The sequence below is a fragment of the Methylobacterium sp. TK31 genome, from assembly GCF_055361545.1.
Window position 1 is genome coordinate 394,786 of the sequence record NZ_CM143964.1, and the last position, 26,423, is coordinate 421,208.

Annotated in this window: 28 protein-coding genes; 7 read left to right on the forward strand and 21 right to left on the reverse strand. The window is 70.3% G+C overall.

Annotated elements, in window-relative coordinates:
* The first annotated feature begins 62 nt into the window (after positions 1 to 62).
* Positions 63 to 884 (forward strand): hypothetical protein, encoded by an 822-nt coding sequence (locus ACXJY8_RS01770; RefSeq protein WP_463775574.1) that lies wholly within the window; start codon positions 63 to 65, stop codon positions 882 to 884.
* 45 nt (positions 885 to 929) lie between these two features.
* Here ACXJY8_RS01770 and ACXJY8_RS01775 read toward each other — a convergent pair whose 3' ends face one another.
* The 8 genes from ACXJY8_RS01775 to recQ all read right to left on the reverse strand — a co-directional run bounded on the left by ACXJY8_RS01775 (position 930) and on the right by recQ (position 9,238).
* Entirely contained in the window at positions 930 to 1,145 is a 216-nt protein-coding gene (locus ACXJY8_RS01775; RefSeq protein WP_463775577.1) for a hypothetical protein, read from the reverse strand.
* Between the two features lie 334 nt (positions 1,146 to 1,479).
* A complete protein-coding gene (locus ACXJY8_RS01780; RefSeq protein WP_463775580.1) occupies positions 1,480 to 2,379 on the reverse strand; it encodes an NAD(P)/FAD-dependent oxidoreductase in 900 nt (299 codons plus the stop codon).
* A gap of 132 nt (positions 2,380 to 2,511) precedes the next feature.
* Positions 2,512 to 2,853, reverse strand: coding sequence for a Grx4 family monothiol glutaredoxin (grxD, locus tag ACXJY8_RS01785; RefSeq protein ID WP_463775584.1), 342 nt, complete (start codon positions 2,851 to 2,853; stop codon positions 2,512 to 2,514).
* Between the two features lie 44 nt (positions 2,854 to 2,897).
* Positions 2,898 to 3,407 (reverse strand): DUF29 domain-containing protein, encoded by a 510-nt coding sequence (locus tag ACXJY8_RS01790; protein WP_463775588.1) that lies wholly within the window; start codon positions 3,405 to 3,407, stop codon positions 2,898 to 2,900.
* Positions 3,408 to 3,450: 43 nt separating this feature from the next.
* Positions 3,451 to 3,687 (reverse strand): BolA family protein, encoded by a 237-nt coding sequence (locus ACXJY8_RS01795; protein ID WP_055951915.1) that lies wholly within the window; start codon positions 3,685 to 3,687, stop codon positions 3,451 to 3,453.
* 33 nt (positions 3,688 to 3,720) lie between these two features.
* The gene (purL, locus tag ACXJY8_RS01800; RefSeq protein WP_463775595.1) at positions 3,721 to 5,946 is read right to left on the reverse strand and encodes a phosphoribosylformylglycinamidine synthase subunit PurL; all 2,226 of its coding nucleotides are present in this window, start codon (positions 5,944 to 5,946) and stop codon (positions 3,721 to 3,723) included.
* 111 nt (positions 5,947 to 6,057) lie between these two features.
* Positions 6,058 to 7,221: a hydrolase gene (locus tag ACXJY8_RS01805; RefSeq protein ID WP_463775599.1), complete on the reverse strand. Its 1,164-nt coding sequence runs from the start codon at positions 7,219 to 7,221 to the stop codon at positions 6,058 to 6,060.
* A 166-nt stretch (positions 7,222 to 7,387) separates the two neighbouring features.
* Positions 7,388 to 9,238 carry a DNA helicase RecQ gene (gene recQ, locus ACXJY8_RS01810; RefSeq protein WP_463775602.1) on the reverse strand — a complete coding sequence of 617 codons (1,851 nt, stop codon included), beginning with the start codon at positions 9,236 to 9,238 and terminating at the stop codon, positions 7,388 to 7,390.
* A gap of 110 nt (positions 9,239 to 9,348) precedes the next feature.
* On the opposite strand from recQ, the gene ACXJY8_RS01815 reads away from it, so the two are divergent.
* Positions 9,349 to 9,603: a type II toxin-antitoxin system VapB family antitoxin gene (locus ACXJY8_RS01815; RefSeq protein ID WP_463775606.1), complete on the forward strand. Its 255-nt coding sequence runs from the start codon at positions 9,349 to 9,351 to the stop codon at positions 9,601 to 9,603.
* On the forward strand, positions 9,603 to 10,007 hold the full coding sequence (locus ACXJY8_RS01820; RefSeq protein WP_463775610.1) for a type II toxin-antitoxin system VapC family toxin: 405 nt from the start codon (positions 9,603 to 9,605) through the stop codon (positions 10,005 to 10,007). Before ACXJY8_RS01815 ends, ACXJY8_RS01820 begins: the two co-directional genes overlap by 1 nt.
* 21 nt (positions 10,008 to 10,028) lie before the next feature.
* Here ACXJY8_RS01820 and recF read toward each other — a convergent pair whose 3' ends face one another.
* The 4 genes from recF to rpsT form a co-directional block, all read right to left on the reverse strand.
* Entirely contained in the window at positions 10,029 to 11,168 is a 1,140-nt protein-coding gene (gene recF, locus ACXJY8_RS01825; protein ID WP_463775612.1) for a DNA replication/repair protein RecF, read from the reverse strand.
* Between the two features lie 49 nt (positions 11,169 to 11,217).
* Complete coding sequence (gene dnaN, locus ACXJY8_RS01830) at positions 11,218 to 12,339, reverse strand: DNA polymerase III subunit beta (RefSeq protein ID WP_463775616.1); 1,122 nt, start codon at positions 12,337 to 12,339, stop codon at positions 11,218 to 11,220.
* Between the two features lie 189 nt (positions 12,340 to 12,528).
* On the reverse strand, positions 12,529 to 14,043 hold the full coding sequence (dnaA, locus tag ACXJY8_RS01835; RefSeq protein WP_463780286.1) for a chromosomal replication initiator protein DnaA: 1,515 nt from the start codon (positions 14,041 to 14,043) through the stop codon (positions 12,529 to 12,531).
* 580 nt (positions 14,044 to 14,623) lie between these two features.
* Complete coding sequence (gene rpsT, locus ACXJY8_RS01840; RefSeq protein ID WP_055951936.1) at positions 14,624 to 14,890, reverse strand: 30S ribosomal protein S20; 267 nt, start codon at positions 14,888 to 14,890, stop codon at positions 14,624 to 14,626.
* Positions 14,891 to 15,131: 241 nt separating this feature from the next.
* Here rpsT and speB point away from each other — a divergent pair, with 241 nt between their 5' ends.
* Both speB and ACXJY8_RS01850 read left to right on the forward strand, forming a co-directional pair.
* On the forward strand, positions 15,132 to 16,121 hold the full coding sequence (gene speB / locus ACXJY8_RS01845; RefSeq protein ID WP_463775621.1) for an agmatinase: 990 nt from the start codon (positions 15,132 to 15,134) through the stop codon (positions 16,119 to 16,121).
* Between the two features lie 53 nt (positions 16,122 to 16,174).
* A complete protein-coding gene (locus ACXJY8_RS01850; protein ID WP_463775625.1) occupies positions 16,175 to 16,810 on the forward strand; it encodes a glutathione S-transferase family protein in 636 nt (211 codons plus the stop codon).
* A gap of 44 nt (positions 16,811 to 16,854) precedes the next feature.
* On the opposite strand, the gene ACXJY8_RS01855 is transcribed toward ACXJY8_RS01850, so the two are convergent.
* From ACXJY8_RS01855 to ACXJY8_RS01885, 7 genes are all read right to left on the reverse strand, one after another.
* Positions 16,855 to 17,142, reverse strand: a complete 288-nt coding sequence (locus ACXJY8_RS01855; protein WP_463775628.1) for a hypothetical protein — start codon at positions 17,140 to 17,142, stop codon at positions 16,855 to 16,857.
* Between the two features lie 271 nt (positions 17,143 to 17,413).
* A complete protein-coding gene (gene coaBC, locus ACXJY8_RS01860; protein ID WP_463775631.1) occupies positions 17,414 to 18,685 on the reverse strand; it encodes a bifunctional phosphopantothenoylcysteine decarboxylase/phosphopantothenate--cysteine ligase CoaBC in 1,272 nt (423 codons plus the stop codon).
* A gap of 70 nt (positions 18,686 to 18,755) precedes the next feature.
* Complete coding sequence (locus ACXJY8_RS01865; protein WP_463775633.1) at positions 18,756 to 19,037, reverse strand: type II toxin-antitoxin system RelE/ParE family toxin; 282 nt, start codon at positions 19,035 to 19,037, stop codon at positions 18,756 to 18,758.
* Entirely contained in the window at positions 19,034 to 19,267 is a 234-nt protein-coding gene (locus ACXJY8_RS01870) for an acetyltransferase (protein WP_463775636.1), read from the reverse strand. The genes ACXJY8_RS01865 and ACXJY8_RS01870 overlap by 4 nt, the downstream gene beginning before the upstream one ends.
* A gap of 90 nt (positions 19,268 to 19,357) precedes the next feature.
* A complete protein-coding gene (gene ubiB / locus ACXJY8_RS01875) occupies positions 19,358 to 20,914 on the reverse strand; it encodes a 2-polyprenylphenol 6-hydroxylase (protein WP_463775638.1) in 1,557 nt (518 codons plus the stop codon).
* A 46-nt stretch (positions 20,915 to 20,960) separates the two neighbouring features.
* Complete coding sequence (gene ubiE / locus ACXJY8_RS01880; RefSeq protein WP_463780288.1) at positions 20,961 to 21,716, reverse strand: bifunctional demethylmenaquinone methyltransferase/2-methoxy-6-polyprenyl-1,4-benzoquinol methylase UbiE; 756 nt, start codon at positions 21,714 to 21,716, stop codon at positions 20,961 to 20,963.
* An 82-nt stretch (positions 21,717 to 21,798) separates the two neighbouring features.
* Positions 21,799 to 22,419: a hypothetical protein gene (locus ACXJY8_RS01885; protein WP_463775642.1), complete on the reverse strand. Its 621-nt coding sequence runs from the start codon at positions 22,417 to 22,419 to the stop codon at positions 21,799 to 21,801.
* A 216-nt stretch (positions 22,420 to 22,635) separates the two neighbouring features.
* On the opposite strand from ACXJY8_RS01885, the gene mutM reads away from it, so the two are divergent.
* Positions 22,636 to 23,535, forward strand: a complete 900-nt coding sequence (mutM, locus tag ACXJY8_RS01890; protein WP_463775645.1) for a bifunctional DNA-formamidopyrimidine glycosylase/DNA-(apurinic or apyrimidinic site) lyase — start codon at positions 22,636 to 22,638, stop codon at positions 23,533 to 23,535.
* Positions 23,536 to 23,776: 241 nt separating this feature from the next.
* Positions 23,777 to 25,180 carry a diguanylate cyclase domain-containing protein gene (locus tag ACXJY8_RS01895; protein WP_463775648.1) on the forward strand — a complete coding sequence of 468 codons (1,404 nt, stop codon included), beginning with the start codon at positions 23,777 to 23,779 and terminating at the stop codon, positions 25,178 to 25,180.
* 7 nt (positions 25,181 to 25,187) lie between these two features.
* On the opposite strand, the gene ACXJY8_RS01900 is transcribed toward ACXJY8_RS01895, so the two are convergent.
* Both ACXJY8_RS01900 and ACXJY8_RS01905 read right to left on the reverse strand, forming a co-directional pair.
* Positions 25,188 to 25,922 carry a YidB family protein gene (locus tag ACXJY8_RS01900; RefSeq protein WP_463775657.1) on the reverse strand — a complete coding sequence of 245 codons (735 nt, stop codon included), beginning with the start codon at positions 25,920 to 25,922 and terminating at the stop codon, positions 25,188 to 25,190.
* 36 nt (positions 25,923 to 25,958) lie between these two features.
* The gene (locus ACXJY8_RS01905) at positions 25,959 to 26,336 is read right to left on the reverse strand and encodes a hypothetical protein (RefSeq protein ID WP_463775661.1); all 378 of its coding nucleotides are present in this window, start codon (positions 26,334 to 26,336) and stop codon (positions 25,959 to 25,961) included.
* Positions 26,337 to 26,423 lie beyond the last annotated feature (87 nt).

The window sequence follows — 26,423 nt, forward strand, 5'->3', positions numbered from 1 at the left end:
TAACGGTTTCGTAAAGAAACAGCCTTAACCAATGCTTCTTGCCCCATCAGGAAGCATTGGTCATGACGGATAAGGTCCACGCGGCGTCGGCGGAACCCTCGCCCGACACCCTGCTGAAGCAAGCGATCCTCGGCGCCCGCGCCTCGGCCGAGAAGGCCGCCGTCCAGCCGGCCGAACCCGGTTCGTCCCCGGCCGGCAGATTCCGTCTCGAACCGCGCCTCCTCGCCATCGCCGCGCTGGGCCTCGGCCTCGGTTCGCTTCTGGGTGCGGGCGCGATGAGCATCGCCGGGCCGCGCGGCACCGACAGCGGCGAGACCCTGGCGCAGATCCGCAGTCAGATGGAGATCGGCCGCACCGAATCGGAGCGGCAGGTCGAGCGCCTGGCCAAGGCCCTCGCGCAGCTTCAGGACAACACGGAAGCCGCCCGCCAGGAGGCCAAGGCCCGCCACACCAACCTCGCCGAGCGCCTCGGGCGCGCCGAGCAGAGCCTCACGACCAAGCTCGCCGCCACGGGCGACCGCCTCGAACAGGCCGAGAAGGACCAGACCGCGCGCCTCGCGGCTCTCACCACCCAGGTCGAGAAGCGCGTTGCCGCTCCGGCCCCGGCTCCGGTCGTGGCACCGCAAGCGGCCAAGCCCGCCGCGCCGGAGCCCACCGAGACCGGCACGATTCCGGACAAGCCGAAAGCGTCGCCCAGCAAGAACTGGGCCGTTCGCGAGGTTTATGACGGGGTGGCTGTCCTCGAAGACCGCAAGCGCCGCCTCGTGGAGGTCGGCCCCGGCGATACCGTACCGGGTGTCGGACGGATCGAGACCATCGAGCGGCGCGGCAAGACCTGGGTGGTCGTGACGAAGCAGGGCACCATCACGCCGCAGGCGTGGTGATGCCCACCGTTGGAATCGGGTGAGGCGACGGCGAACGACGCGGCGTCAGGATGCCTGCGCCTCGATCTCGGTCTCGGTGTTGCGCACGGGGAAGCGGGGCTCCACCGTCAGCGGATCGGCCACCATCGAGCCGCGCGCGGCGCGGTTGCGGCCATGCGTCAGGGCTCGGGTCTGCGCCTCCGCAGAGGGATGCAGGATCGCGCTCAGGAAGGCGAAGCCTTCGAAATCGGAGTCGAGGTTCTTGGCTTCGAACACTGGCATGGCGGTCACCGGACCCGAGGTCCTGAATAGCCCCCGGAGGGGGCTGCAGGACCCGTCATTGGCAGATAATGTGGACAACGGCAATAAGTTCCGAAAGCCCGCGATTATTTACCGTTAATTTACCTTTGCCCCTCGCCGAAGGTTAACGCGGTGCGGCAGCGCACCCGATTACAGTCTTCGCGCCTTCAGGCGGAACCGCTCGGCCCGCCGGCCGCGACGCTCGCCGCGGCGAACGGAAAGCCGGTCATCCTTTTGCCACACCGAGCGGTTTCGGCCGGGCCGCCGCTCGCGGTGAGCCGACCGAAGATCGGCCTTTCGGCCCTCGCCGGCCCGGTCAGGCGACGTCCTCGCGCAGGAGCTCGGTGTTTACCGCGAAGGCCGCCATGGCACCCTCGGCGGCGGCGACCACGGCGAACTGGACCCGCCGCGAGGCATCCCCGGCCACGAAAAGGCCGGGCACGTTGGTGCTCTCGTACTCGCCCGTGGGCACCACGCCCTTGCGGGTCAAGTCGCAGCCGAGCTGGGTGATCAGGTCCGAGGGCTCGCACGGCATCGGCATCAGGAACACCGCGTGGCAGGGCAGGCCGGTGCCGTCCGCGAAGACGAGCCGCCGGGGCTGGCGTCCGTCCCCCTCCAGGCGCCGGATCGGCGTCTCGACGATGCGGACGCCGTGGCGGCCGAGGCGCGCGCGGTCGTGGTCGGACAACTCGGTCGGATGGGCGTCGGTGCAGAGCGTGACGTCGTCGCTCCACACCGTGAGCTCCAGGGCCATGCCCCGGGCCGCCTCGCCGTGGGCGTAGGCGATCAGCGGCCGGTCCCGGTTCTCGTAGCCGTCGCAATAGGGACAGGAATGGACGCCGTGGCCCCAGTATTCTTCGAAGCCTTCCACGGAGGGCAGGGCCTGATGCAGTCCGGTGGCGAGCACGAGCTTGCGTGCGGTCTCGCGGGTGCCGTCGGCGAGTTCGACGGCGAAGCCCTCGTCGTGGCGCTCGGCCCGCGTGACCTCTGCCGCGCGGCGTTCCACCGTCGGGTACCGGGCGAGATCGGCCTCGGCCTGCGCCCGCAGTTCGAGGGGTGGGGTCCCGTCCCGGGTGAACACGCCCCAGCTCCGGGCGGTCACGGCGTTGCGCGGGTGGCCGGCGTCGCAGAGCAGCACGTCGCGGCGGCAGCGGCCGAGGATCAGGGCCGCGTTGAGCCCCGCGGGGCCGCCGCCGACGATGATGACGTCGCGCATGTCGTGCCGCTCCCCGGTTCGGACTGTCCGAGGCTCAACGGCCCAAGGGGCGCGGATGTTCGGTCATCGGCCCTGCGGACAGGAAAAAGGGCGCTCGCGCGCCCTCGTTCCGTCTGGCAGGGGCGTCGCGCCTCAGGCGGCGGTCGGCGCCTTCACGGGGATGCCCTTCTCGGACAGGAACTGCTGCAGCTCGCCGGACTGGAACATCTCGCGGGTGATGTCGCAGCCGCCGACGAACTCGCCCTTCACGTAGATCTGCGGAATGGTCGGCCAGTTGGAGAAAGCCTTGATGCCGTCGCGGATCGCCATGTCGTCGAGGACGTTCACGCCCTTGAACGGCACCTCGAGGTAATTGAGGATCTGCACGACCTGGCCCGAGAACCCGCACATCGGGAATTGCGGCGTGCCCTTCATGAAGACGACCACGTCCTGGGACTTGATCTCGTTCTCGATGGCGGTGTTGGCGTCGGTCATGGGGGTCCTCGTTGGTCTCAGGTCGAGAGAGTTCTGGCTTGAGTTCAGGATTCTCGCTCGGATTTCAAGGCCGTCGACTCTGCGATCCGACGCAGTGCCGCATCGAGATCACATGGAAGCACGAGAAGTTCGTCCGGGCCGAGTGGGCATTGCGCCGGCAGGTCCGGAATCAGGGTATCGCCGTAGCGCTTGAGGCTCAGCTTCGCCAAGGATTGTGCGGACAACCAGATCTTGTCCCAGTCCAGGCGCTGCCGCATGGAGCGCTCGTATCGATTCATCGCCGTGATTTGGAACGTCCCGGCTTCCTGGTACCAGTGATCGAGGGATGCTGCATCCGGCGCAGACAACCGTTTCAACAGATGCGCCAAAGTCTGTGCCAGCAGGCTTTCTACAGCGCTGATCTGAGACCGCCCCACGCTCTCGATCTCCTCGGCGACGTTCTCCCAGTCGAGGATGTTCGACAGGTCTGGCCGGCGCGCGAGGGCGCGCAGGGTCGAGGCCTGCTGCTCGGCCCAGGTCACGATGTCGTCGTCGTAGAGGCTCGGCTGGTCCATGCGGGTCCACCCCGTGAGGCCCCTCGTTTCCGAGGGGCACCCCTCAATCCTGCGGGACGCCCGTGGTGAGCGCAAGGGCGTGCAGCACACCCCCCATCCGCCCCTGGAGCGCGCCGTAGACCATCTGGTGCTGCGCGACCCGGGTCTTGCCCTTGAAGGCCGAGGACAGGACCGTGGCGGCGTAGTGGTCGCCGTCACCGGCCAGATCCTTGATCTCGATCCGGGCGTCGGGCAGCGCCTCGCGGATCATCGCCTCGATCTCGCGCGCATCCATCGGCATCGGGTTGGCTCCTGACGATCGGGTAAGGGGGCTTCAGGCGGGGACGCCCGCCGGCTGGCTCGCCATGTAGGCCGGCAGCCAGCCCTCGTGCGTCTCGCGCAAATCCGCCACCGATATGGTCTCGCCGTGCGGCAGGGTCAAATGGTCGTTCCCGGTGACGCCGATCACCGCCGCCGGAACGCCCTGCGCCGAGGCGCTGTAGAGCAGGTCGGGCGCGGTCTCGGGATCGACCGCGAGGAGGTAGCGGGCCTGGTCCTCGCCGAAGAGGTAGGCATGGGTCGCCAGGCCCTGCGGCACCTCGGGGAGGGCGGCGCCGATGCCGCCGGCCATCGCCATCTCGGCGAGCGCCACGGCGAGGCCGCCGTCGGAGAGGTCGTGGACCGTGTCGACCAGACCCGACGTGATCAGGCCGCGCACGAAGTCGCCGTTGCGGCGCTCGACGGCGAGGTCGACCGGGGGCGGGGCGCCCTCTTCCCGTCCGGCGATGACCGAGAGGTAGACCGACTGGCCGAGCCAGCCGGCGGTCTCGCCGATCAGCACGAGCATGTCGCCGGCGCGCTTGAGCGCGATCGTGGCGTGGCGCGTCACGTCGTCGAGGACGCCGACGCCGCCGATGGTCGGGGTCGGCAGGATGCCGACGCCGTTGGTCTCGTTGTAGAGCGAGACGTTGCCGGAGACGACGGGGAAGTCGAGGGCCTTGCAGGCCTCGCCGATGCCCTTGAGGCAGCCGACGAGCTGGCCCATCACCTCGGGCTTCTCCGGGTTGCCGAAATTCAGGTTGTCGGTGATGGCGAGAGGCTTGCCGCCGACCGCCGTGATGTTGCGCCAGGCCTCGGCCACGGCCTGCTTGCCGCCCTCGACCGGATCGGCCTCGCAGTAGCGCGGGGTGACGTCCGCGGTCATGGCGAGCCCGCGCGGGCCGTCCTCGACCCGCACGATGGCGGCGTCGCCGCCCGGCTTCTGGACGGTGTTGCCGCCGATGAAGTGGTCGTACTGCTCGTAGACCCAGCGCTTCGAGGACAGGTCGGGCGAGCCGACGAGGCGCTTCAGGGCCTCGGCGCTGCCCACGCTCTCGGGCACGTCGGCGGCGGCGAGCACCGGCTGATGCATGTTGGCGATGTGGGGGCGGTCGTAGAGGGGCGCCTCGTCGCCGAGTTCCTTGATCGGCAGGTCGGCCATGACGACGCCGTCGTGCTTGACCACGAAGCGGAGCGTGTCGGTGGTGTGCCCGATGATCGCGAAGTCGAGGCCCCACTTCACGAAGATGGCCTGCGCCTCGGCCTCCATGCCGGGCTTGAGCACCATGAGCATGCGCTCCTGGCTCTCCGACAGCATCATCTCGTAGGCGGTCATGCCGGGTTCGCGGGCCGGGACCTTCTCGATGTGGAGCTCGACGCCGAGGTCGCCCTTTGCGCCCATCTCGACGGCCGAGCAGGTCAGGCCGGCGGCCCCCATGTCCTGGATCGCGATCACGGCGCCCGAGGCCATCAGCTCGAGGCAGGCCTCGAGCAGCAGCTTCTCGGCGAAGGGGTCGCCGACCTGCACGGTGGGGCGCTTCGACTCCGAGGCATCGTCGAACTCGGCCGACGCCATGGTGGCGCCGTGGATGCCGTCCCGGCCGGTCTTCGAGCCGAGATAGACGATCGGATTGCCCACGCCGGTGGCCGCCGCGTAGAAGATCGCGTCGGTCCGGGCGAGGCCCACCGCCATGGCGTTGACGAGGATGTTGCCGTCGTAGCGCGGATGGAAGCCCATGGCGCCGCCCACCGTCGGCACGCCGAAGGAATTGCCGTAGCCGCCGATGCCCGCGACCACGCCGGAGACGAGGTGGCGGGTGCGCGGATGGTCCGGCGAGCCGAAGCGGAGCGCGTTCAGCGCCGCGATCGGACGCGCGCCCATGGTGAACACGTCGCGCAGGATGCCGCCGACGCCGGTCGTCGCGCCCTGGTAGGGCTCGATGAAGCTCGGGTGGTTGTGGCTCTCCATCTTGAAGACGCAGGCGAGCCCGTCGCCGATATCGATGACGCCCGCGTTCTCGCCCGGTCCCTGGATCACCCAGGGCGCCGAGGTCGGCAGGCCGCGCAGGTGCTTGCGGGAGGACTTGTAGGAGCAGTGCTCGTTCCACATCGCCGAGACGATGCCGAGCTCGGTCAGGGTCGGGTCGCGCCCGATCAAGCCACGGAAGCGCTCGAACTCGTCCGGCGTCAGGCCGTGCTGGCGGACCAGTTCGGGGGTGATCGGAACATCGTTGCGGAACATGCGATCCTCTCGGCACGGCCCCCGTCCGGGTCCGGCCGTGCGTGACGGCTCTAAAGCGGAACGCCGCGCCCTGGCAACACGCGATCGCGGATCGGGCCCGCTCGGGACGCCTTAATCCTCCGGGCTTTCCTCGATGAAACGGCCCTTGGGCTGCTCCTTCACGTCGCGCCAGCGCCGGATCAGGGCGTGGACCGGCTCCGGGCCGGCCACGAAGGCGATGTAGTCGAAGGCCTTCGGGTCGCGGCTCGACATCAGCAGCTGGAAGTGCATCCGGAACAGGTTCCACTTGCGCCGCGCGATGACGCGCTTCTCGATCAGGTCCTCGATCCGGACATGGATCTCGACGGGGCGATGGGCGAAGGGCGCCGGCAGCCTCGAGGCGCTGAGCGGGTTGCGCTGGTGCACCGAGAGCCAGTCCCACTTCGCCCGCACGTCGAGCCAGCGGACGGCGTCGCTCGCTGCGACCCGGGCGAGGGCGTCGCGGGTGTCGGCGGCGCGGGGGTCGAGGGTGATCCAGGGAATCACGCTGCCGATGCTGACGAAGGAGACCGGCGTGGCGCGCCGGCCGAATTCGGGATCGGCGACAAGTACCCGGTCCAGGGCCTCCAGGCCGAGGAAGCTCGACGAGGAATGGCCGATGACCACGATCTCGGACGCCTTGCCCTCCGCGCCCCGGATGATCGACGCGAAGGCGTCGAGCCGCGCGCGCATGCGGGTGTCGGCACCGCTGGCGTGATCGTGCGTGAAGGCGGTGTCGTCCACGAGGTGGGCCACGTAGAACGGCTTGCCCCGGGTCACCCGCATCAGCAGGGCGAGCAGGCCGTAGGCCAGCACCGGCACCGCCGGAAGCCCCCAGGGCCAGGCCAGGCCGGGCGTCAGCGCGACGGCACCCGCGGCGAGGCCGAGGCTCAGGACGACGAGGAACAGGTAGATCAGGTGGACGCCGAAGATGACCCGGGCGAAGCGCCGGGCCTCGCGGCGGAAGGGTCGGATGTAGCCCGACCGGATCAGGCGCCACCACAGGGCCGGCACCTCCAGGAGGCGGCGCCCGTTCGAGCGCGGGAAGCGGGCGGCGACGATGTCGTCCCAGCGCAGCAGGGTGTAGTGCGTCCGGTGCCCGTCGAGCTCGACCTGCCAGTCGACCGCGAGCCCGTCGGCGGTCCGCACCGGATCGCCGACCGTGATCGCCATCCCGCGCCGGACGGCCGTCAGCCGGGCCTCGCGCCGGAACAGGCCCCAATAGGTCTCGGGTTCGCGGGGGTCGAAGCCCGGCATGTAGAAGACCTGACGGGGGACCGGCGCGGACGGCTCTGAAGGCGTGATGACGAGGATCCGTTCGATTCTGTGTTGGCGGCCCCTGGCCGCGCCCGTCCCTACACGATGCCCGTCCGGATAGACGAGTGCGAAAGCGCATCAGGGCGGCGGACGCCGCGCGCGCGCCCTACCGGCCGGCGGGCTCGTGCGACAGGAAATCCGCCACCGCCGCGACGAAGCGCTCGCCATAGGCCTCGCGCTTGCGCTCGCCGACCCCGTGCACGGTGCGCAGGGCATAGAGGTCGACGGGCTTGGTGCGCGCCATCTCGATCAGCGTCCGGTCCGGGAACACCATGAAGGCGGCGATGCCCTCGGTCCGGGCGATGGTGGCGCGCAGGCCGCGCAGGTGCTGGAACAGGGCTTCGGTGGCCGGATCGAGGTCGAGGCTCGCCTCCTCGCGGGACGCCCCGCGCCTGCGGTCGCGCGGCTCGGCCGCCTTGGGCTCGGGGTCGGGCCGCATCTGGATGGCCTCGCGGCCGAACAGGATGGCCTCGCCCTTGTCGGTGAGCGAGAGGCCGCCGAAGCCGTCGCCGTTCTCGGTCACGGCGCCCGCGGCGAAGAGCTGGCGCAGCATCGCCCGCCAGGCGGCGATGGGCTTGTCGGCGCCGACCCCGAAGGTCTTCAGCGCCGTGTGGCCGTTGCGCCGGATCGTGTCCGATTCCTTGCCGTGGACCACGTCGCAGACATAGGCGGCGCCGAAGCGCTGGCCGGTGCGCACGATCGCCGAGAGCAGCTTCTGGGCCGGCACCGTGGCGTCGACGAGGGAGACGCCGGAGCGGCAGAGGTCGCAGCGGCCACAGGGCTCGCTCGCCTCGCCGAAATAGCCGAGCAGGGACTGACGCCGGCAGGTGGCGCCCTCGCAGAGGGCGATCATCGCCTCGAGCTTGCGCCGCTCCACGCGGCGGCGCTCGTCCGGCACCTCCTTCTCGTCGATCTGGCGGCGGCGCAGGGCCATGTCGTCGAGGCCGTAGATGGTGAGCGTGTCGGCGGGCAGGCCGTCGCGGCCGGCGCGGCCGATCTCCTGGTAGTAGCCCTCGACGTTGGAGGGCATGTCGGCGTGGCAGACGAAGCGCACGTCGGGCTTGTTGATGCCCATGCCGAAGGCGACGGTGGCGGTCATCACCACGCCGTCCTCCTGCAGGAAGGTGTCCTGGTTCCTCATGCGCGTGCCCTGGTCGAGGCCGGCATGGTAGGGCAGGGCGTTGAAGCCGTCCTTGGCCAGGGTCTCGGCCAGCTGCTCGGTGCGCTTGCGCGACGAGCAGTAGATGATCCCGCTCTCGGCGCGGCGATGGCGCAGGAAGCGCTCGATCTGGCGGGTCGGGTTGTCCTTCGGCGCGAAGGTCAGGCGGATGTTCGGCCGGTCGAAGGAATGGACGAAGGCCTTCAGTTCGCGCCCGGCCGGAAACAGCCGCTCGGTGATGTCGGCCCGGGTGGCCTTGTCGGCAGTGGCGGTGAGGGCCACGGTCTGGACGTTGCCGAGCGCCTCGCGGGCCCGGGCGAGGTCCCGGTATTCGGGCCGGAAGTCGTGCCCCCATTGCGAGACGCAATGCGCCTCGTCCACGGCGAGCCGCCGGACACCCGCGCCCCGCAGGGCGTCCATCAGGCCCTCCATCATCAGGCGCTCGGGCGAGACGAAGAGCAGGCGCAGGTCGCCGGAGCGGATCTGGCGCCAGGTCTCGCGCGAGGTCGCTTCGGCCACCGACGAGTTCAGGGTCGCGGCGGCGACGCCGAAGCCGAGCATCTGCTGCACCTGGTCGTGCATCAGGGCGATGAGCGGCGAGACCACCACCGTCAGCGAGGATTCCACCAGCGCCGGGAGCTGGTAGGTCATCGACTTGCCGGAGCCGGTGGGCATCACGGCGAAGACGTCCGTGCCGTCGAGGACGGCACCGATCACCTCGTCCTGGCCCGGCCGGAAATCGTCGTAGCCGAAGGTGGTCTTCAACGCGGCGCGAGCCTCGTCGAGGCGGCTTGTCATGGGCATCCTGGCCTGATGGTGAGCGGGCGGGGCCGCTTGCGGCGCCGGTGTGTAGGCAATACGCTCGACGCGTCTACACAGGCGAAGAGTCGGTGGCGGGGATCGGCATAATGCCTCTGAACATCCGAAGCGAGGAGGTCAACCGCCTCGCCGAGAAGGTGGCGGCCCTGGCCAAGGTCAGCAAGACCGAGGCGGTGCGCCGGGCCTTGGCCCACGAGATCGAGCGCCTGGAGCGCCGGCCCTCGCTCGCGGAGCGCCTTCGTCCCATCCAGGACGCACTGAGTGCCGCGCCACGAACGGACCCGGATGCGGGGGGCGGCCTCGCCGACAAGGCCTTCTACGACAGCCTTTACGAGGACAGCTGATGGTCCTCGACGCGTCCGCCATCGTGGCGATCCTCAAGCGCGAGGCAGGCCACCAGCGCCTGATCACCCGGCTGGAGACGGCGCAGGACCTCACGACCTGCGGCCTGTCCGTCCTCGAAACCGTACTCGCCCTGCACCGGATCGACAGGGTCCCGATCTCCGTCGCAGAGGACGTCGTCGAGGCTTTCCTACGGGAAGCCAGCATCGCCTTGATCCCGATGGGCAAGCCCGAAACGCGCGAGGCGATCGCGGCCTATGCCCGTTACGGCAAGGGACAGGGCCACCCGGCCCAACTCAATCTCGGAGATTGCTTCTCCTATGCCTGCGCGCGGACGCAGGGTGTCCCGCTCCTCTTCGTCGGCAACGATTTTTCGCAGACCGACATCGCGTCGGCCCTGCCCTGACCTGGCGGGCGCGCCAGGCGTTCAGCTCGAAGCGATCCGCCCATCCACGACCTTGACCATATCGGCTCGCCCGTCCAGCTCGCCGAACAGCGCCGGATCGGCCCCCGTCATCCAGACCTGGCCCTGGAGGGCGTCGAGGGCGTCGAACAGCCCGGCCCGCCGGCGCGGATCGAGATGAGCCGCGACCTCGTCGAGGAGGATCACCGGGGCGAGGCCGCTCATGGCCTGGACCAAGCGGGCATGGGCGAGCACCAGACCGATCAGAAGGGCCTTCTGCTCGCCGGTCGAAGCGGTGGCGGCGGGCACGTCCTTCGGGCCGTGACGGACCACGAGGTCGCTGGTCTGCGGCCCGCTGAGGGTGCGGCCCGCGGCCCGGTCGCGGCTGCGGCCCTGGCGCAGCGCCAGGCGGAACCGGTCCTCGGCCTCGATCGCGGGCCAGACCGCCACAAGGTCGTCGAGGTCGCCCTCCAGGCGCAGGCCGGCCCAGGGGAAGGGCTGGGAATCGTCGCGGCCCTCGGCGATGAGGCGGTCCAGGCGTTCGGCGGTCTCGCGCCGGGCCAAAGCCACGGCCACCCCGAGTTCGGCGACCTCGCGCTCGATGGCGTCGAGCCACTGGCCGTCGTTCGGGCGCTCGTCCAGGAGCCGGTTGCGCGAGCGCAGCGCCCGCTCCATGGCGTTGACGCGGGCGCCGTGCGTCGCATCCACTGCCAGCACGAGCCGGTCGAGGAAGCGGCGCCGGTCGCCGGCGGGCCCCCGGAACAGACCGTCGAGATCCGGGGTCAGCCAGACCACCCGCAGGAATTCCGAGAAGGCCACGGGGGAGGGCGCGGTGGCGCCGTCGATGCGGCACAGGCGGGCGGCGCGCCCGTCGAAGCCGGGTGGCTCGTAGCCGGTCCCGATCCGGTGCTCCGTCTCGTCGCCGACGAGATTCATCGAGACGGCGAAGCCCCCGGGGCCGCCGAGGCGCGGCATCGCCGCGAGATCCGCCCGGCGCAGGCCGCGCCCGGGCGAGAACAGCGAGATCGCTTCGAGGAGGTTGGTCTTGCCGGCCCCGTTCTCGCCCACCAGGGCGACGAAGCGGCGGCCGACCGCGAGGTCGAGTTCGGCGTGGTTCCGGAAATCGCGGCAGATCAGACGGGTGAGGCGCACGCCCCAGGCCATAGCCGATCGGCCCGGGCCTGTCTCGCACCACGACAGCAGGACGCGCCGGTCACACCCGCATCGGCATCAGCACGTAGAGCGCCGCCGCGCCCTCACGGTCCTGGATCAGGGTCGGCGAACCCGGATCGGCGAGCTTGAACAGGGCGGTGTCGCCCTCGAGCTGGCTCGTGATGTCGAGGAGGTAGCGGGCGTTGAAGCCGATATCGAGCGCCGGCGCGTCGTAATCGACGTCGAGCTCCTCGGTGGCGCTGCCCGAATCCGGGTTGTTCACCGACAGGGCGAGGCGGCCCTCCTGCACGGCGAGCTTCACCGCGCGCCCGCGCTCCGACGAGATGGTCGAGACGCGGTCGACCGCCTTGGCGAAGACGTCGCGTTCGACGGTGAGGAACTTGTCGTTTCCGGAGGGGATGACCCGCTGGTAGTCCGGGAACGTACCGTCGATCAGCTTCGAGATCAGCACCACGCCGCTGGCGAACTTGAAGCGGATCTTGGCCGGCGACAGGTCGATCTCGACGCTCTCGCCGCCATCCTCGACCAGCTTGATGATCTCGGCGACCGCCTTGCGGGGCACGATGATGCCCGGCATGTCGCGGCTGCCCTCGGGCGCCTCGATCTCGACCCGGGCCAGGCGGTGGCCGTCGGTGGCGACGCCGCGCATGCGTAGGGTGCCCTCGACCTCCATGGTGTGGAGGTAGATGCCGTTGAGGTAGTAACGCGTCTCCTCGGTGGAGATCGCGAACTGCGTCTTCTCGATCAGGCGCTTCAGGTCCGCCGCGGCGATGACGAAGCGGGTCGGCAGCTCGCCGGCGGCGAGATCGGGGAAATCGCCCTCGGGCAGGGCGCCGAGGGAGAAGCGCGAGCGGCCGGAGCGGATCGTCATCTGGCCGGTCTCGCCGCTGGTCTCCAGGGAGACCTGGGCGCCGTCCGGCAGCTTGCGGACGATGTCGTAGATCACGTGCGCGGGCACCGTGGTCGCGCCGGCATCCACCACGTCGGCGGGAATCGTCTCCGTGACCTCGATGTCGAGGTCGGTGGCCTTCAGTTCGAGGCCGTCCGCGTGGCAGCGCAGGAGCACGTTGGAGAGGATCGGGATCGTGTTGCGCCGCTCCACCACGCGGTGCACGTGGCCGAGCGACCGAAGGAGGGCCGCACGCTCGACAGTGACTCTCATGGTCTGAACTCGTAGTCTCTCGTCGGGCGTCGCCGGGAGGCGCGCGATCGACGCGCTCCGGTCCCGCGTGCGCCCTGGCACCGTGGCCGCTGAACTTGGCGAAGCCTCCCGGCGAACGCAAGTGCGAGAGGCCGGCTATCCCGCGGATGATTCGGAGCGTCGCGGCGACCCGCGACGCCCCGGCGGGCCTCAATCCTGCAGCATGCGCTTCAGGAGCTCGACCTCGTCGTTCAGCACGTTGTCCTCGCCGATCAGCTTGTCGATCTTGCGCACGGCGTGCAGCACCGTGGTGTGGTCGCGCCCGCCGAAGCGGCGGCCGATCTCGGGCAGCGAGCGCAGGGTGAGTACCTTCGACAGGTACATCGCGATCTGGCGCGGCTTGACCACGGCGGCGGTGCGCCGCTCGGACAGGATGTCGGAGCGCGAGACGTTGTAGCGCGAGGCCACCAGCTTCTGGATGTCCTCGATCTTGATGCGCTTGGGCTCGCGGTTCTTCACGAGGTCGCGAATGGCGGTCTCGGCGGTCTCCATGGTCACGGCGGTGCCCGTGAGCGTGGCGTGGGCCAGGAGCCGGTTCACGGCGCCCTCGAGGTCGCGGCCGTTGGCCGTGATCGCCCGGGCAACGTAGGTCGCCACCGTGGGTGAGACCTCGAAGTTCGGATGCGAGACCTGCACGGCGGCCAGGCGCGCCGACAGGATCGAGGTGCGCAGCTGCTCATCAAGGCTGCCGATCTCGACCACGAGGCCGCCGGCGAGGCGCGAGCGCACGCGCTCCTCCAATGCCTCGAGCTCGGTGGGCGGCCGGTCCGAAGCGACGACGACCTGGCGGCCTGCATCGATCAGGGCGTTGATGGTGTGGCCGAACTCGGCCTGGATCGACTTGCCCTGAATGAATTGCACGTCGTCCAGGATGAGCAGATCGATCGCCCGCAGGCGCTCCTTGAAGGCGAGGGCGTTCTGGGTCTTCAGGGCGTTCACGAAGCCGTACATGAAGCGGTCGGCGGTGAGGTAGATCACCCGGCGGCCGGATTCCCGGGCGGCGTGGCCGATACCGTGCAGGAGGTGGGTCTTCCCCAGGCCGACGCCGGCATGGAAATAGAGCGGGTTGTAGAGCGCACCCTGTCCGTCGTGGCGGGCGACACGCTCGGCGGCGGCATGGGCCAGGGCGTTCGAGCGGCCGACGACGAAGCTCGCGAAGGTCAGCCGGTTGTCGAGGGGCGCCCCGTTGAGGTCGCCGCCGGCGTCGCCGCGATGGGCGGGCGCCGACTCGTTCTCGGAAGCGCCGGTCGCGTCGCCGTGCGACGGCAGCGCGGCGTTGACGGATTGCAGGCGGGCCAGCGGGCTCGCGGGGCTGCTCGCCGTCTTCGGCGTGCTCGGGACGGGGCGGGCGGCGGCGGAGGGGCCGCGCACCGAGACGTCGAGGCGCGAGACGGTCTCGACCTCGCTGCGGAAGGTGGTCAGCACCCGGTCGAGATAGTGGGATTCGATCCAGCTCTTGAGAAATCGGGTCGGCACCGTGAGGCGGGCGGTTCCGTCCAGGACCTCCACCAGTTCGAGCCGGGCGAACCAGCTCGCAAAGACATCCTCGCCCAGCTCCGCCCGCAGGCGGCGCTTCACCCGAGCCCAGGCGGCCACCGTATCGGGACCGCTCACGCCGCTCATGCCCATCTCGGCATTGCCGGACACGCTTCCGTCGACATGCATCATCGCTCTCCTCGTGCCGAGAGCGGAGGGCCGCCACCGGTACGTACGCACACTTGACTGACGTCGCGCCCCGCGAGGTATTCGCGAGACCCATATTGCCGGGCCAGAGTCAACAGGCTCTGGAGTGGCTTTTGTCGATGAAGCAAGCCTATCAACAATAAGCTACGGTTCTCCTAACAACGGGACTTACGGGGATAGCAAAAATTGCAGCAATTCCGGCCTGGGGTTCGTCGCCAGAGTCCAGTCGGCGGTCCCACCTTGTGGACGATTCGCCCTGGACTCCCAGTAAGGTGGAATTTGCTGGTTCATCGTGACACATCGTTAAGCTACACTCGGCCCCGACAGGTCGCAACAAAACAGATTTCGATTAGCGTTAACGCCTTATCACCGAAACTGTCCTCATTCGGGAGTCCATTCGCAGTTGCGCGGCCTTTCGCCCGAAGACGACCCGCGGGCCGGCCGGGCAGCGCATGCCCGAAAGCCCAGATGCCCCATCGCCCGCGACCCCGGCCGGGAGGCCGAAACGAAAAAAGCCCGGCATCGCTGCCGGGCTTTTTCGCGTCTCATGGGGAAGAGTGGCTTAGGCGGCGAGCGCCTTCACCCGCGCGGCGAGGCGCGAGACCTTCCGGGAGGCGTTGTTCTTGTGCACGATGCCGTGCTGGGCGGCCCGCATGATCTCGGGCTCGGCGGCGCGGAGGGCGGTCAGCGCGTTCGACTGATCACCGGCGGCGATGGCCTCCTCGACCTTGCGGACGAAGGTGCGCATACGGCTGCGACGCGAGCGGTTGACCGCGGTGCGCTTCGCAATCTTGCGGGTCATTTTCTTGGCCGACACGGTGTTGGCCATGGGGCATCCTCGTCACGTTTGAGGCGATCGCGACGAGCCCGCGGGCTGAAGTGTCGGTGGATCGCGTGCAGGTTGTTCGGGCAATGGCGAAGCCGACGATCGCGGTGTGCGCGCCCGTCGGCGATGTGGGCTCTATAGCCACGCGTTGCCGATCCGTCAACGGAACGTCATCGTGCCGTCGTCGGCCCGGCGGGGAAAGCCGCTGCCGCCCCATCGCCACCCCGAGTCACGAGGATATCCGATGCTGAGCGACGCGGACCAGGCACGGATCGCACGGCACCGGCCCCTCTCGGGCATGGCGACGCCGCGCTTCTCGGGCCTCGCGAGCTTCATGCGCCTGCCCCTCGTCGATCCCGCGGAGGCGCCGGGTCGAATCGATATCGGTCTCGTCGGCATTCCCTTCGACGGCGCGACCACCAATCGACCCGGCGCCCGCCTCGGTCCGCGCGGCGTGCGCGAGGCCTCCACCGGCACCCGTGCCCGCAACGCCGCCACGGGCATCGCCCCCTACGACCTCGCCGCCTGCGCCGATCTCGGCGACGTGCCGGTCAATCCCATCGACGTGGCGGTCACCGCCCGGGCGATCGAGGCCTTCCACCGGCCCCTGGCCGAGGCCGGCATCGTGCCGCTCTCGGTGGGGGGCGACCACTTCGTCACCTATCCGGTGCTGCGCGCCCTCGGGCGGACGCGGCCCCTCGGCCTGATCCACGTCGACGCCCACAGCGACACCGATGACGGGCAGTACGACGGCACCCGCCTCACCCACGGCACCCCGTTCCGCCGCGCCATCGAGGACGGCGTCCTCGACCCGCGGCGGATGGTGCAGATCGGCCTGCGCGGCAGCGTCGATTCGGCGGACGAGCTGGACTGGGCCCTGGGCCGGGGCATCCGCATCGTGCCCATGGAGGCGGTGATCGAGCGCGGCCTGGCATCGGTCCTCGCCGAGGCCCGCGCCGTCGTCGGCGACGCGCCGACCTACCTCAGCTTCGACATCGACGCCCTCGATCCCGCCTACGCCCCCGGCACCGGCACGCCCGAGATGGGCGGCTTCACCTCCCGCGAGGCCCTGCAGATCGTGCGCGGCCTGCGCGGTCTCGACCTCGTCGGCGCCGATGTGGTCGAGGTCGCCCCGCCCCTCGACCCTTCCGGGCTGACGGCCCTGGCCGGAGCGACCCTCGCCTTCGAGATCCTGTGCCTGCTGGCGGAGGCCGTGGCGGCCCGGCGCGATTGACGGCGAGGGTCCCTGCGGAAAGCCTGCGCGGACCGATTCGCCGGGAGCCGACCTTGGACACCGACCTCACCCTCTACCACGCACCCCGGACGCGCTCCTCCGGGGTGCGCATCCTGCTCGAAGAGCTCGGCGCGCCGCACAGGCTGGAGGTGCTCGACCTCGGCTCGGGACAGGGGCGGGACTCCGCCTATCTTCGGGTCAATCCCCTGGGGAAGGTTCCGGCCCTGCGCCACGGCGAGGCCCTGATCACCGAGCAGGCGGCGATCTACCTCTACCTCGCCGACCTGTTTCCCGAGCGCGGCCTCGCCCCGCCGATCGGCGATCCGCTGCGCGGGCCGTATCTGCGCTGGATGGTGTTCTACGGGTCGAGCTTCGAGCCGGCGGTGGTCGACCGGGCGCTTCAGCGCGAGCCCGGTCCGAGGGCAATGTCGCCCTACGGCGATTTCGATGCGATGCTGAAGACGGTGGTGGATGCGCTGACGCCGGGTCCCTACCTCCTCGGCGAGCGGCATTCGGCCGCCGACGTGCTCTGGGGCGCCGCCCTCGGCTGGACCACCCGCTTCAAGCTCGTCCCGGAGGAGCCCGCGATCCTGGCCTATCTCGCCCGCGTCGAAGGGCGACCGGCGGTGCGCAAGATCATGGCGGCCGAGGCGGACCTGACGGCGGAACTGGAGGCGGCGCGGGGCTGAGGCGCGGACCCGATCCCCACCGTCGAGCGGGAGGGGTCGGGCGCTCAGCCCGGCGGCAGCGGCGTTTCGGTGGTGCGGGCCGCCACATCGGAGGCCGGGGCGCTGGGAGCGTAGGCGGCGATCAGGTGCACGCCGATCACCGGCCCGAAGACCAGGGTCATCATCACGGCCATGATCAGGGCGACGTTGGCATCGCCCGAGCCCGCCCTGCGGGTTTTCGGGCGGCGCGCCTTGACGCGCACCAGCTTCGAGCCGTCCGCCCGACGGAAACTCAGGATCCGCACGGGCGCTACGGCGCCGCGCAGGCGTGGAAGGGCATTTGAGAAGGTCATCGGCTCACCTCGTTCGACCGGGCCATCGGGGGCCGGTCGCGGGCGAGCCCGATCAAGCGATCAGGCGCGGGTCTCGCGGAGGGCCATCGGCGGCGCGGTCCATCGACTACTGTCGCTGGGCATTAGGGTCGGGAGTTCCTGTGGAGCCGCGCGGACAGCCATCTGTGCTGCACGTGCGAACGACGCCGAAATGATGCGGCGGGAGACGTTAGTCAAGCCTTAACGCGCGAGCGCGGGATCGGCTCCGCCGGCTTTTCCGGACGCCTGTGGATCAGGCGTCGAGCAGGGCGGCGAAGTGCCGGATCAGGCGGCGTCCGACCTCGTCCTTGTCGAGGGTCGGCCAGGTCTCGACGGTGCCGTCGCGGCCCACGAGATGGACGGTGTTGGCGCTGCCCCCCATCACCCCGCCGGCGGGCGAGACGTCGTTGGCGACGATGAGGTCGCAGCACTTGCGGGCGATCTTGGCACGGGCATTGTCCAAGACCGTGTCGGTCTCGGCCGCGAAGCCGACCACGAGGCGCGGGCGTCCGGCAGGCCGCCCCGCGATGGTGGCGAGGATGTCGGGGTTCTCGACCAGGGCGAGGGGCGTCGGTGCGGCGCCGTCCTTCTTGATCTTGGTGTCGCGGGTCTCGGCCGGGCGCCAGTCGCCCACCGCCGCGGCGAAGACCGCGAGGTCGGCCGGGAGGGCGGCCTCCACCGCCGCCAGCATCTCGCGGGCGGTCTCCACCGCCACGACCCGCACGCCGGGTGGATCGGGGATGGCCACCGGGCCGGAGACCAGGGTCACGGTCGCCCCGGCCGCGGCGGCGGCGGCGGCGATGGCGTGGCCCTGGCGCCCGGAGGACCGGTTGGCGAGGTAGCGCACCGGGTCGATCGGCTCGTGGGTCGGGCCCGAGGTGACGAGCACGCGCCGGCCGGCCAGCGGGCCGGACGCCGCCTCGGCGGTCGCACCGCGCCCCGCCAGGAATCCGAAGCCCGAAGCCGGACGGGTCTCGGCCAGCATCGCCTCGACCGCGTCGGCGATCTCGGCCGGCTCGGCGAGGCGGCCGGGGCCGAACTCCGCCTCGGCCATGGCCCCTTCGTTGGGGCCGACGACCCGGACGCCGTCGCCGCGCAGGGTCGCGAGATTGCGCTGCGTAGCGGGGTGCTGCCACATCCGCACGTTCATCGCCGGCGCGATCAGGATCGGCATGGTGGTGGCCAGCAGCACCGTGGCTGCGAGGTCGGACGAGTCGCCCGTGGCCATGCGGGCCATCAGGCTGGCTGTCGCGGGCGCGACCACGATGGCGTCGGCATCCCGCGCCAGCTTGATGTGGCCGATATCGGCCTCCTCGGCCCGGTCGAACAGGTCGGTATGGGCACGCTCGCCAGCCAGCGCCGCCGCCGCCAGGGGCGTCACGAATTCCTGGGCGCCCTTGGTCAGGAGCGGGCGCACCTGCGCGCCGCGCTCGCGCAGACGCCGGATCAGGTCCAGCGCCTTGTACGCGGCGATGCCGCCGCCGATGACGAGGAGGACGCGGCGATTCTGGAGCGGGCGGGTCATGGGCTCGACCGATGGGACGGAAGCGGGTCGACGTCAATCGCGGACGACGTTGGTCGCCACGTCAGGTCCGTCAGGCCTCTTCTTGCCTCGCGGCGTGGCGAATCGTGAGGATGTTGATCCAATCGGCCGCCGCATCGACACCGTAAAAGATCAGGTAGGGATACGCCGGCACGGGAAATCGCCGGACACCCTGCCGGCGCATTTCCCCGATGTGCGGAAAGGCTCCAATCAGCCTGAGGGACGACTGGAAAGCCGCTTCGACCCTGCGCGCGCCCCCGGGGTTTCGATCCCGCAGGTAGGTGGCGATCGCGTCGATGTCAGCCTCCGCGCGAAGCGTGAGGCGCAGCCTCACCGCGCGGCACGGGCGAAGGCTGCGGCGACGATCGCGTCCGGGGGCGCCTGCGCGAAGTCGCCACGCTCGGCCTGAGCCAGTCCTTCCAGCACGGCGTCGCGGTGCTCCGGCTCGATCTCCAGCGGATCGGTCTCATGGGCCAGGCCGATGAGGGCCCGGGCGATGTCGTCCTGCGCAGCCGGAGGCATTTGCCCCAGGAGCGCAAAGGCTTCGCGCAGCAATTCGGTCATGTCGTTGCATCCATCCAGCCGCGGTGGATGCGATGATCGCACATCCCTCGGGATTCGCCAGATGTCGGGAAAGTCCGGCCTCGCCGCGGGCTAGCGGAACGCTATCACCAGCGCACCGATGGCGATGCCCCACAGGGCCACGGTCGACCAGATCGCGTGCCGGCGCTCGGACCGGGCGAAGGCGTCGAGGCGGTTGCCGTCGCCCGAGCCCGCCTCGTCGAGGCGCACCAGGATGCGGCGCAGGCGCTGGGCGAGGTCGGGGATGTCCGAGACCACGTCGGTGATGGTGAGGGCGGCGCGGCCGAGGCTCTCGACCCGGCCCACAGGACCGAGGTTGCGGGCGATCCAGGAGCGCACCACCGGCTCGGCCCCGGTCCACATGTCGAGTTGCGGATCGAGGGAGCGGGCGACGCCCTCGACCACCACCATGGTCTTCTGCAGCATCACCAGTTCGGTGCGGGTGCTCATGTCGAACAGGGCGGTGATGTCGAACAGCAGGGTCAGCACCTTGGCCATCGAGATCTCGTCGGCCTTGCGCTGATGGATCGGCTCGCCGATCGCCCGGATCGCCTGGGCGAAATCCTCGACCGAATGGTGCGCCGGCACGTAGCCCGCCTCGAAATGCACCTGGGCCACGCGCTTGTAGTCGCGCAGGATGAAGCCGAGCAGGATCTCGGCGAGGAAGCGCCGCTCCATGTGCCCGAGCCGGCCCATGATGCCGAAATCGACGGCCACCAGGGTACCGGTCGGGTCGATGAACAGGTTCCCGGGATGCATGTCGGCGTGGAAGAAGCCGTCCCGGATGGCGTGGCGCAGGAAGGACTGGATCACCGCCCGGCCGAGGGCCTTCGCATCGTGCCCGGCCGCCTCGATGGCGGCCCGGTCGTTGAGGCGGATGCCCTCGATCCACTCGCTGGCCAGCACGTCGCGGGCGGTCAGCTCCCAGTCGGGCTTGGGCACGCGGAAATCCGCGTCGTCCCTCGTGTTCTGGGCGAGCTCGGACATCGCGGCGGCCTCGAGCCGGAAGTCCATCTCCATCATCACCGAGCGGGCGAGGATTTCCACCACCTCGCGGGGGCGCAGGCGCTCGGCCTTGGGCGACAGCACGTGCACCACGCGGGCCATGAAGCGCATGACCTGGAGGTCGCGCTGGAAGCGCTCGCGCACGCCCGGGCGCATGATCTTGATCGCCAGCACCCGCTCGGCGCCGTCGGCGTCGAGGACATGGGCCTTGTGGACCTGCGCGATCGAGGCCGCCGCGATCGGCGGGCTGAACGAGACGAAGAGATGCGCCACCGGCTTGCCGAGCGCCGCCTCGACCAGCCGGATCGCGGTCTCCTGTGGGAACGGCGGGACGCGGTCCTGCAGGGTCTCGAGATCGCGCGCCGCCTGCATGCCGACGATGTCGGGCCGGGTCGCGAGGAACTGGCCGAACTTGACGTAGCTCGGCCCGAGGCGGGTCAGGGCCCGCTGCAACGGACCGGCGCCGGCCCCGAGGCCCGAGCGCTCCAGCATGCGGCCGAGCCGCAGGACCACGCGCAGGTGCGGCGGCAGCTCGGCGGAATCGACCAGGGCCAGCGCGCCCTCGCGGGCGAGCACGTAGCCGACATGGGCGCCGCGGAAGAGATGGACGAAGCCGCCGAGCATCAGACCGTCCCGGGCATGGTGCGGAGGGGCGGTGCCGACACCGCCGTCACGAGACCTTCCAGCCCGAATGGATCGCCACGATGCCGCCCGTCAGCGGCCAGTGGCTGACGTGGCGGAACCCGGCCGCCTCGATCATGCCGGCGAAGCGCCCGGGGGAGGGGAACTTGCGGATCGATTCCACGAGGTAGCGGTAGGAATCCGCGTCGCCGGCGACCTGGGCGCCGAGGCGCGGGATCACGTGGAACGAGTAGGCGTCGTAGATCCGGTCGAGCACCGGCAGGTCGACCTTCGAGAATTCCAGGCAGAGGAACCGGCCGCCGGGCTTCAGCACCCGGTGCGCCTCGGCGAGCGCCCGGTCGATCCGGGGCACGTTCCGGATGCCGAAGGCGATGGTGTAGGCGTCGAACCGCTCCGCCGGCAGCGGCAGCGCCTCGGCATTGGCCGTGACGAAGTCGATACGCCCTGTGAAGCGGTCGCCCGCCCGCTCGGCGCCGACCCGCAGCATCGCCTCGTTGATGTCGAGCACCGTGGTGTGCGTCGCGGGGCCGCCGGCCTCCAGGGCGCGGAAGGCGATGTCGGCGGTGCCGCCGGCCACGTCGAGATGGTGGAAGGGACGGTTGCGCGGTGGCCGCAGCATCGAGATGAGGTGCGACTTCCAGGCGCGGTGGAGCCCGCCCGACATCAGGTCGTTCATCAGGTCGTAGCGCTTGGCGACGGAACGGAAGACGTCGTCGACGCGGCCCTGCTTCTCGTCGAGCGCGACGCTCTCGAAGCCGAAATCGGTGGTCTCGTCGGTGGCCATGGGCGTCTCCATGGCCGTCTCCATAGCGAAGCCGTGCCGAGAGTGCCATCAGGCTCGATCGCGCAGGTCGGGTTCTCCCGGACTACGCGGCTGCCCGGCGGATCGCACTGCCCGGATGGTACAGGCCCGGATCGTCCGAGGTGATCCGGTCCCGGGCCTCCAGCATCTGCCGGAACAGGACCGCGGGCATCGCGCGCGCCGCGCCCGAGTCGGGGTCCTTGCCCGCCGTGATCACCTCGGCCAGGGACAAGCCGAGGCGATCGAGGCCAAGGGCCTTCTCGATGAGCCCGACGAGCATCGCGGCCGTCTTTTCCTGCTTCAGCACCCCGACGGTGTCGGCATCGAGATGCAGGCGCCTGGCGATGCCGTCGATCCTGGCCGGGTCGTCCGGATGGGCCTTCATCTCCCGGAAGGCGTCCTCGACCGCGGACATGAAGCTCGATTGCGTGGCGTAGGCATCGCGTTCGATGCCGAGAACCTGCCCGACGCGGTTCAGGAGCGCGATCATCTCCTTGGCGGGATTGGGCCGGTTCACCCCGAAGAGGGCGGCGCTGGCCTCGGCGGCGGTGGGCTCCGCGCCGATGCCCCCAGAAGGTGGCAGGCGGCTGTCGCGGCCGAGATTCGGCGCGCCGAGCGAGGTCTGTGCGGAGGATTGCCGCAGCAGGGTCAGGGCCGTCACCCCGGGACGCGTGGACAAGATCACGGTGGTACTCCTGACGCATGGCCGTCGCAGCAAGACGCGATGCGCGATCGGCCGTACCACCCTGCGTGTGATCTCCTGAATTTTTATTACCTGTGATTGTACAACGCGAAAATGAGGCGACCAAGTGGCTTCGGCGAGCGCCGGCTCCCCCATGGCTGGCGGCCCCGGCCATGCCCATCTGGGTAAGAAACGCCTCCGCGAGCGGTAAAGGACGCCATGCCGGAACTTCCCGAAGTCGAGACCGTACGTCAGGGCCTCGCCCCCGCCCTGGTGGGTGCGCGCTTCAGCCGGGTCCTCCTGCGGCGGCCGAACCTGCGCTTCCCGTTTCCCGACCGGTTCGCCGAGCGCCTCGAGGGCCGCACCGTGACGGATCTCGCCCGGCGGGCGAAGTACCTCGTGGCCGGCCTCGATTCCGGGGAGTCGCTGATCATGCATCTCGGCATGAGCGGGCGCTTCGACGTGGCCCTGCCGGACGGACGCAACCTGTCGCCGGGTGACTTCTATCTCGAAGGCGCGCAGGGCAACGCCAAGCACGACCACGTGGTGATGGCGATGTCGAACGGGTCGACCGTGACCTACAACGACGTCCGGCGTTTCGGCTTCATGGATCTCGTCGCCACTCCGGCACTCGGCGCGAGCCGCCACTTCGCCGGCATGGGCATCGAGCCCCTGAGCGAGGCCCTGACGCCGGAGACCGTCGCGCGCCTGTTCCGCAACCGGATCACGCCGTTGAAGGCCGCCCTCCTCGACCAGCGCCTCATCGCCGGCCTCGGCAACATCTACGTCTGCGAGGCCCTGCACCGGGCGGGCCTCCATCCCGAGATGCGGGCCGGCCTCCTCGCCAAGGCCGACGGGACGCCGACCCCAAAGGCCCGGCGCCTGGCCCGGGTGATCGGCGAGGTCCTGACCGAGGCCGTGGCGGCCGGCGGCTCGACCCTGCGCGATTATGCCCATACGGACGGCGGCAGCGGCGCCTTCCAGCATGCCTTTCGGGTCTATGACCGGGTCGGACATGCTTGCAGCGCCAAAGGATGTACTGGTGTGATCGAGAGGATCGTCCAGTCGGGCCGGTCGACATTCTTCTGCGCGACCTGTCAGACCCGCCCCGCAAAATAGCAGTGGACTGTGATGGCGCCGCCGCGCGTTCGGCAATTTGGCGGACCTGAGACGTTAAAGCTCATTTGATAATTAGCTGCCAGGGTGATGTTCGACGAACGGGCGGCCGGATCTTCGGAAGACTGTTCGTCCAACCACAAGATGAAAGCATTCGGCCGCGACAACTCGGCCAGTTCCGCCTCCGAGGGGATGCGGGGCCGGTTCGGAGATGCCGGCCGGTCCGCTGGAATCCAGGGCACCCATGTACCCCACCGCGCGCAACGAAGCCGATCGTCTCAAGGCCCTGCGGGATCTCGATATCCTGGACTCCGAACCGGAGCCGCATTTCGAGGCCATCTGCCGGACGGCGGCGGCCCTGTTCGGCATGCCGATCTCCTACGTCTCCCTGGTCGCTGCGGATCACCAGCGCTTCATGGCCAAGTGCGGGCTCGATCTCGACGAGACGGCGCGCGAGGGTGCCTTCTGCAACTACGCCATCCTGTCGGACGCCGTGTTCGTGGTGGAGGACGCCCGCGCCGACCCGCGCTTCCGAGACAGTCCTCTCGTGGTGGATTCGCCGCACGTGCGCTTCTATGCCGGGGCGCCCCTGGTGACCGAGGCCGGCCTGCGGGTCGGCATCCTCTGCGTTCTCGATTACGTGCCGCGCCGGTTCGCGCCCGAGGACCGCACCCGGCTGCAGGACCTGGCCTCCGTCGTCGCTGCCCAGCTGAGCCTGCACCGGGCCAAGGCAAAGCTGCGGGAGCGCGAAGCGCATTACCGCCTGCTCGCGGAGAACAGCTCCGACATGGTGATCTGGGCGACGCTCGACACCGTACGCCGCTACGTCTCGCCCGCCTCCCGCACCCTACTCGGCTACGAGGCGGAGGAGCTGATCGGCACGAAGCCCCTGGATCAGGTCCATCCGGCCGATGCCGAGGCCTATGGCCGGCTGCTGGACGACCTATGCGCCGGACGCATCACCCGGGCGGTGTCGACCCAGCGCTACCGCCGCAAGGACGGCAACTGGATCTGGGTGGAGGTCAACTTCAATCTCACCTACGATTCCGGGGGCGGGCACGCGACCGGCTACGTGGCGGCGGCGCGCGACATCAGTGCGCGCAAGGAAGCGGAGTTCCAGATCGCCCACATGGCGCGCCACGACGCCCTGACCGATCTGGCGAACCGGACCCTGTTCCGCGAGCGCCTAGTCCAGGAACTCGGCATGAGCCACCGCCGCGGCGCCAATTTCGCGGTGCTCTGCCTCGATCTCGACCGCTTCAAGTTCGTCAACGACACCCTCGGACACCAGGCCGGCGACGCGCTGCTCTGCGCAGTGGCCGGCCGCCTGCGCGGACTTGTCCGGGCCGAGGATACGGTGGCGCGGATCGGCGGCGACGAGTTCATGATCATCCAGACCGGTCCGCTGGTGGCCGGCAGCATCCGCACCCTGGCGCAGCGCCTGATCGAGGTGGTGTCGCAGCCGATCGAGCTGGAGGGCGGCGCCGTGACGGTGGGCGTCAGCATCGGCGTCGCCGTGGCGCCGCAGGACGGGACGGATCCCGACCTCCTGTGCCGGAACGCCGACCTCGCCCTGTTCCAGGCCAAGGACGCGGGCCGCAACACCTTCCGGCTCTACGAGCCCGGGATGCGCTTCGGCCCGGCCTGAGGGCCGGTCACCAGCCGCGCACATCCTCGCCGGTGGGCCGCCGACCCTGCGGCGTCAATCCGTTGATCACCTGGGGCAGGGCCTGGGCGAGTTGCGACAGCAGGTCGTTGCGGTTCAGGCCGGTGCGCTGTTCCAGGGCGTTCACGGTCTCCGGGCCGAGGGCTTCGGCGAGGCGATCGGGGGCCACCGGCCGGTTCTCGCCATGGCCGATCCAGGATTCCATGACGTCGCCGAGGCCGCCGCGCTGGAAGCGGTCGATCAGCCCGTCGAGGCCGCTGCGTCCGTCCGGCGCCTCGTGGTCGAGATGGGCGTAGGGTCCGGCACCGGCGCTGCGGTCGCCCGGAACCGAGCCGTTGTCACCCGGGCCGTCGAGCATGCCGGAGAGGTCGCTGAAGTCGCCCTCGCGGCCGGGCAGGGGCGGGGCATCGTCGCGCGTGTCGCGGCCGTAGCCGGGGCCTGGACCGCGGTCCTGGCCGAAGCCGCCGATATCGCCGTCGTCGCCGCCGCGCGGCGCGTGCGCCTCGCCGCGATGGCCGCCGCCGAGGAGGTCGCCGAGGCCGCCGGCCCCCTTCGACATCAGCAGCATCAGCAACGCCTGCACGATCGGTGACATCGCGCCGCCGAGCATGCCGCCCCCGCCCTCGCTGCCGCCGTGACCGCGGCCCTCGCCCCGCTCAGGCTCACGGCCGCCGCCGAGCACCTGACCGAGCACGCCGCCGATGACTTGATCGAGCAGACCCATTGCGCTTCTCCCCTGTGTTGACGATGGAACCGTGTCCTAGTCGCGGCGGGTCCCGCCTGTGCCGGCCCGGTCCTTCGCCGGGAGGTGATCCAGCGGATTGGTGCGCGCGCCGGGCTTGGCGTCCGAGGCCGTGACGGCGGTGGTGGCGGAGATCGCCTTCGGCGGCGCGACCTGACCGGTCGGCCGCTCGGCCGCGCCCGCCGCGTTGTCGCGGCCCGGCAGGGTGCCGGGGGTCGGCTGGTCGTTGGGGTTGGCCACCGACTGCGCGGTGGCCGGGCGCAGGCTCACGGGCCCGACCAGCAGGCCGACGGCGCCCGAGAGGGCGAGGCCGGACAGGAACAGGGCGGTGACGGCGCCGCCGGCGCGGGGCCTGAAGGCCGGACGCGAAGCGCCGGGAGATGCAGGGCGGCTCATGGGACGGTCTCCGGGAGCGAGGGGACGTCGGATGCCGGACCAAGCCCCGCCACCGCCGATGGGTTCCGGTCCCCCCGCGGGCAAAAA

Coding starts and splice junctions, on each gene's coding strand:
- ACXJY8_RS01790 (WP_463775588.1), bottom strand. CDS start 3,407: ATGGACCAGCCGAGCCTCTACGACGACGACATCGTGACCTGGGCCGAG.
- grxD (WP_463775584.1), bottom strand. CDS start 2,853: ATGACCGACGCCAACACCGCCATCGAGAACGAGATCAAGTCCCAGGAC.
- ubiE (WP_463780288.1), bottom strand. CDS start 21,716: ATGGCCACCGACGAGACCACCGATTTCGGCTTCGAGAGCGTCGCGCTC.
- ACXJY8_RS01855 (WP_463775628.1), bottom strand. CDS start 17,142: ATGACCTTCTCAAATGCCCTTCCACGCCTGCGCGGCGCCGTAGCGCCC.
- ACXJY8_RS01780 (WP_463775580.1), bottom strand. CDS start 2,379: ATGCGCGACGTCATCATCGTCGGCGGCGGCCCCGCGGGGCTCAACGCG.
- recQ (WP_463775602.1), bottom strand. CDS start 9,238: ATGACAAGCCGCCTCGACGAGGCTCGCGCCGCGTTGAAGACCACCTTC.
- ACXJY8_RS01770 (WP_463775574.1), top strand. CDS start 63: ATGACGGATAAGGTCCACGCGGCGTCGGCGGAACCCTCGCCCGACACC.
- coaBC (WP_463775631.1), bottom strand. CDS start 18,685: ATGACCCGCCCGCTCCAGAATCGCCGCGTCCTCCTCGTCATCGGCGGC.
- mutM (WP_463775645.1), top strand. CDS start 22,636: ATGCCGGAACTTCCCGAAGTCGAGACCGTACGTCAGGGCCTCGCCCCC.
- ACXJY8_RS01795 (WP_055951915.1), bottom strand. CDS start 3,687: ATGCCGATGGATGCGCGCGAGATCGAGGCGATGATCCGCGAGGCGCTG.
- ACXJY8_RS01775 (WP_463775577.1), bottom strand. CDS start 1,145: ATGCCAGTGTTCGAAGCCAAGAACCTCGACTCCGATTTCGAAGGCTTC.
- ACXJY8_RS01805 (WP_463775599.1), bottom strand. CDS start 7,221: ATGCCGGGCTTCGACCCCCGCGAACCCGAGACCTATTGGGGCCTGTTC.
- ACXJY8_RS01900 (WP_463775657.1), bottom strand. CDS start 25,922: ATGGGTCTGCTCGATCAAGTCATCGGCGGCGTGCTCGGTCAGGTGCTC.
- dnaA (WP_463780286.1), bottom strand. CDS start 14,043: ATGCATGTCGACGGAAGCGTGTCCGGCAATGCCGAGATGGGCATGAGC.
- recF (WP_463775612.1), bottom strand. CDS start 11,168: ATGGCCTGGGGCGTGCGCCTCACCCGTCTGATCTGCCGCGATTTCCGG.
- ACXJY8_RS01905 (WP_463775661.1), bottom strand. CDS start 26,336: ATGAGCCGCCCTGCATCTCCCGGCGCTTCGCGTCCGGCCTTCAGGCCC.
- rpsT (WP_055951936.1), bottom strand. CDS start 14,890: ATGGCCAACACCGTGTCGGCCAAGAAAATGACCCGCAAGATTGCGAAG.
- ACXJY8_RS01895 (WP_463775648.1), top strand. CDS start 23,777: ATGTACCCCACCGCGCGCAACGAAGCCGATCGTCTCAAGGCCCTGCGG.
- ACXJY8_RS01870 (WP_463775636.1), bottom strand. CDS start 19,267: ATGACCGAATTGCTGCGCGAAGCCTTTGCGCTCCTGGGGCAAATGCCT.
- ubiB (WP_463775638.1), bottom strand. CDS start 20,914: ATGCTCGGCGGCTTCGTCCATCTCTTCCGCGGCGCCCATGTCGGCTAC.
- speB (WP_463775621.1), top strand. CDS start 15,132: ATGCTGAGCGACGCGGACCAGGCACGGATCGCACGGCACCGGCCCCTC.
- ACXJY8_RS01820 (WP_463775610.1), top strand. CDS start 9,603: ATGGTCCTCGACGCGTCCGCCATCGTGGCGATCCTCAAGCGCGAGGCA.
- dnaN (WP_463775616.1), bottom strand. CDS start 12,339: ATGAGAGTCACTGTCGAGCGTGCGGCCCTCCTTCGGTCGCTCGGCCAC.
- ACXJY8_RS01815 (WP_463775606.1), top strand. CDS start 9,349: ATGCCTCTGAACATCCGAAGCGAGGAGGTCAACCGCCTCGCCGAGAAG.
- purL (WP_463775595.1), bottom strand. CDS start 5,946: ATGTTCCGCAACGATGTTCCGATCACCCCCGAACTGGTCCGCCAGCAC.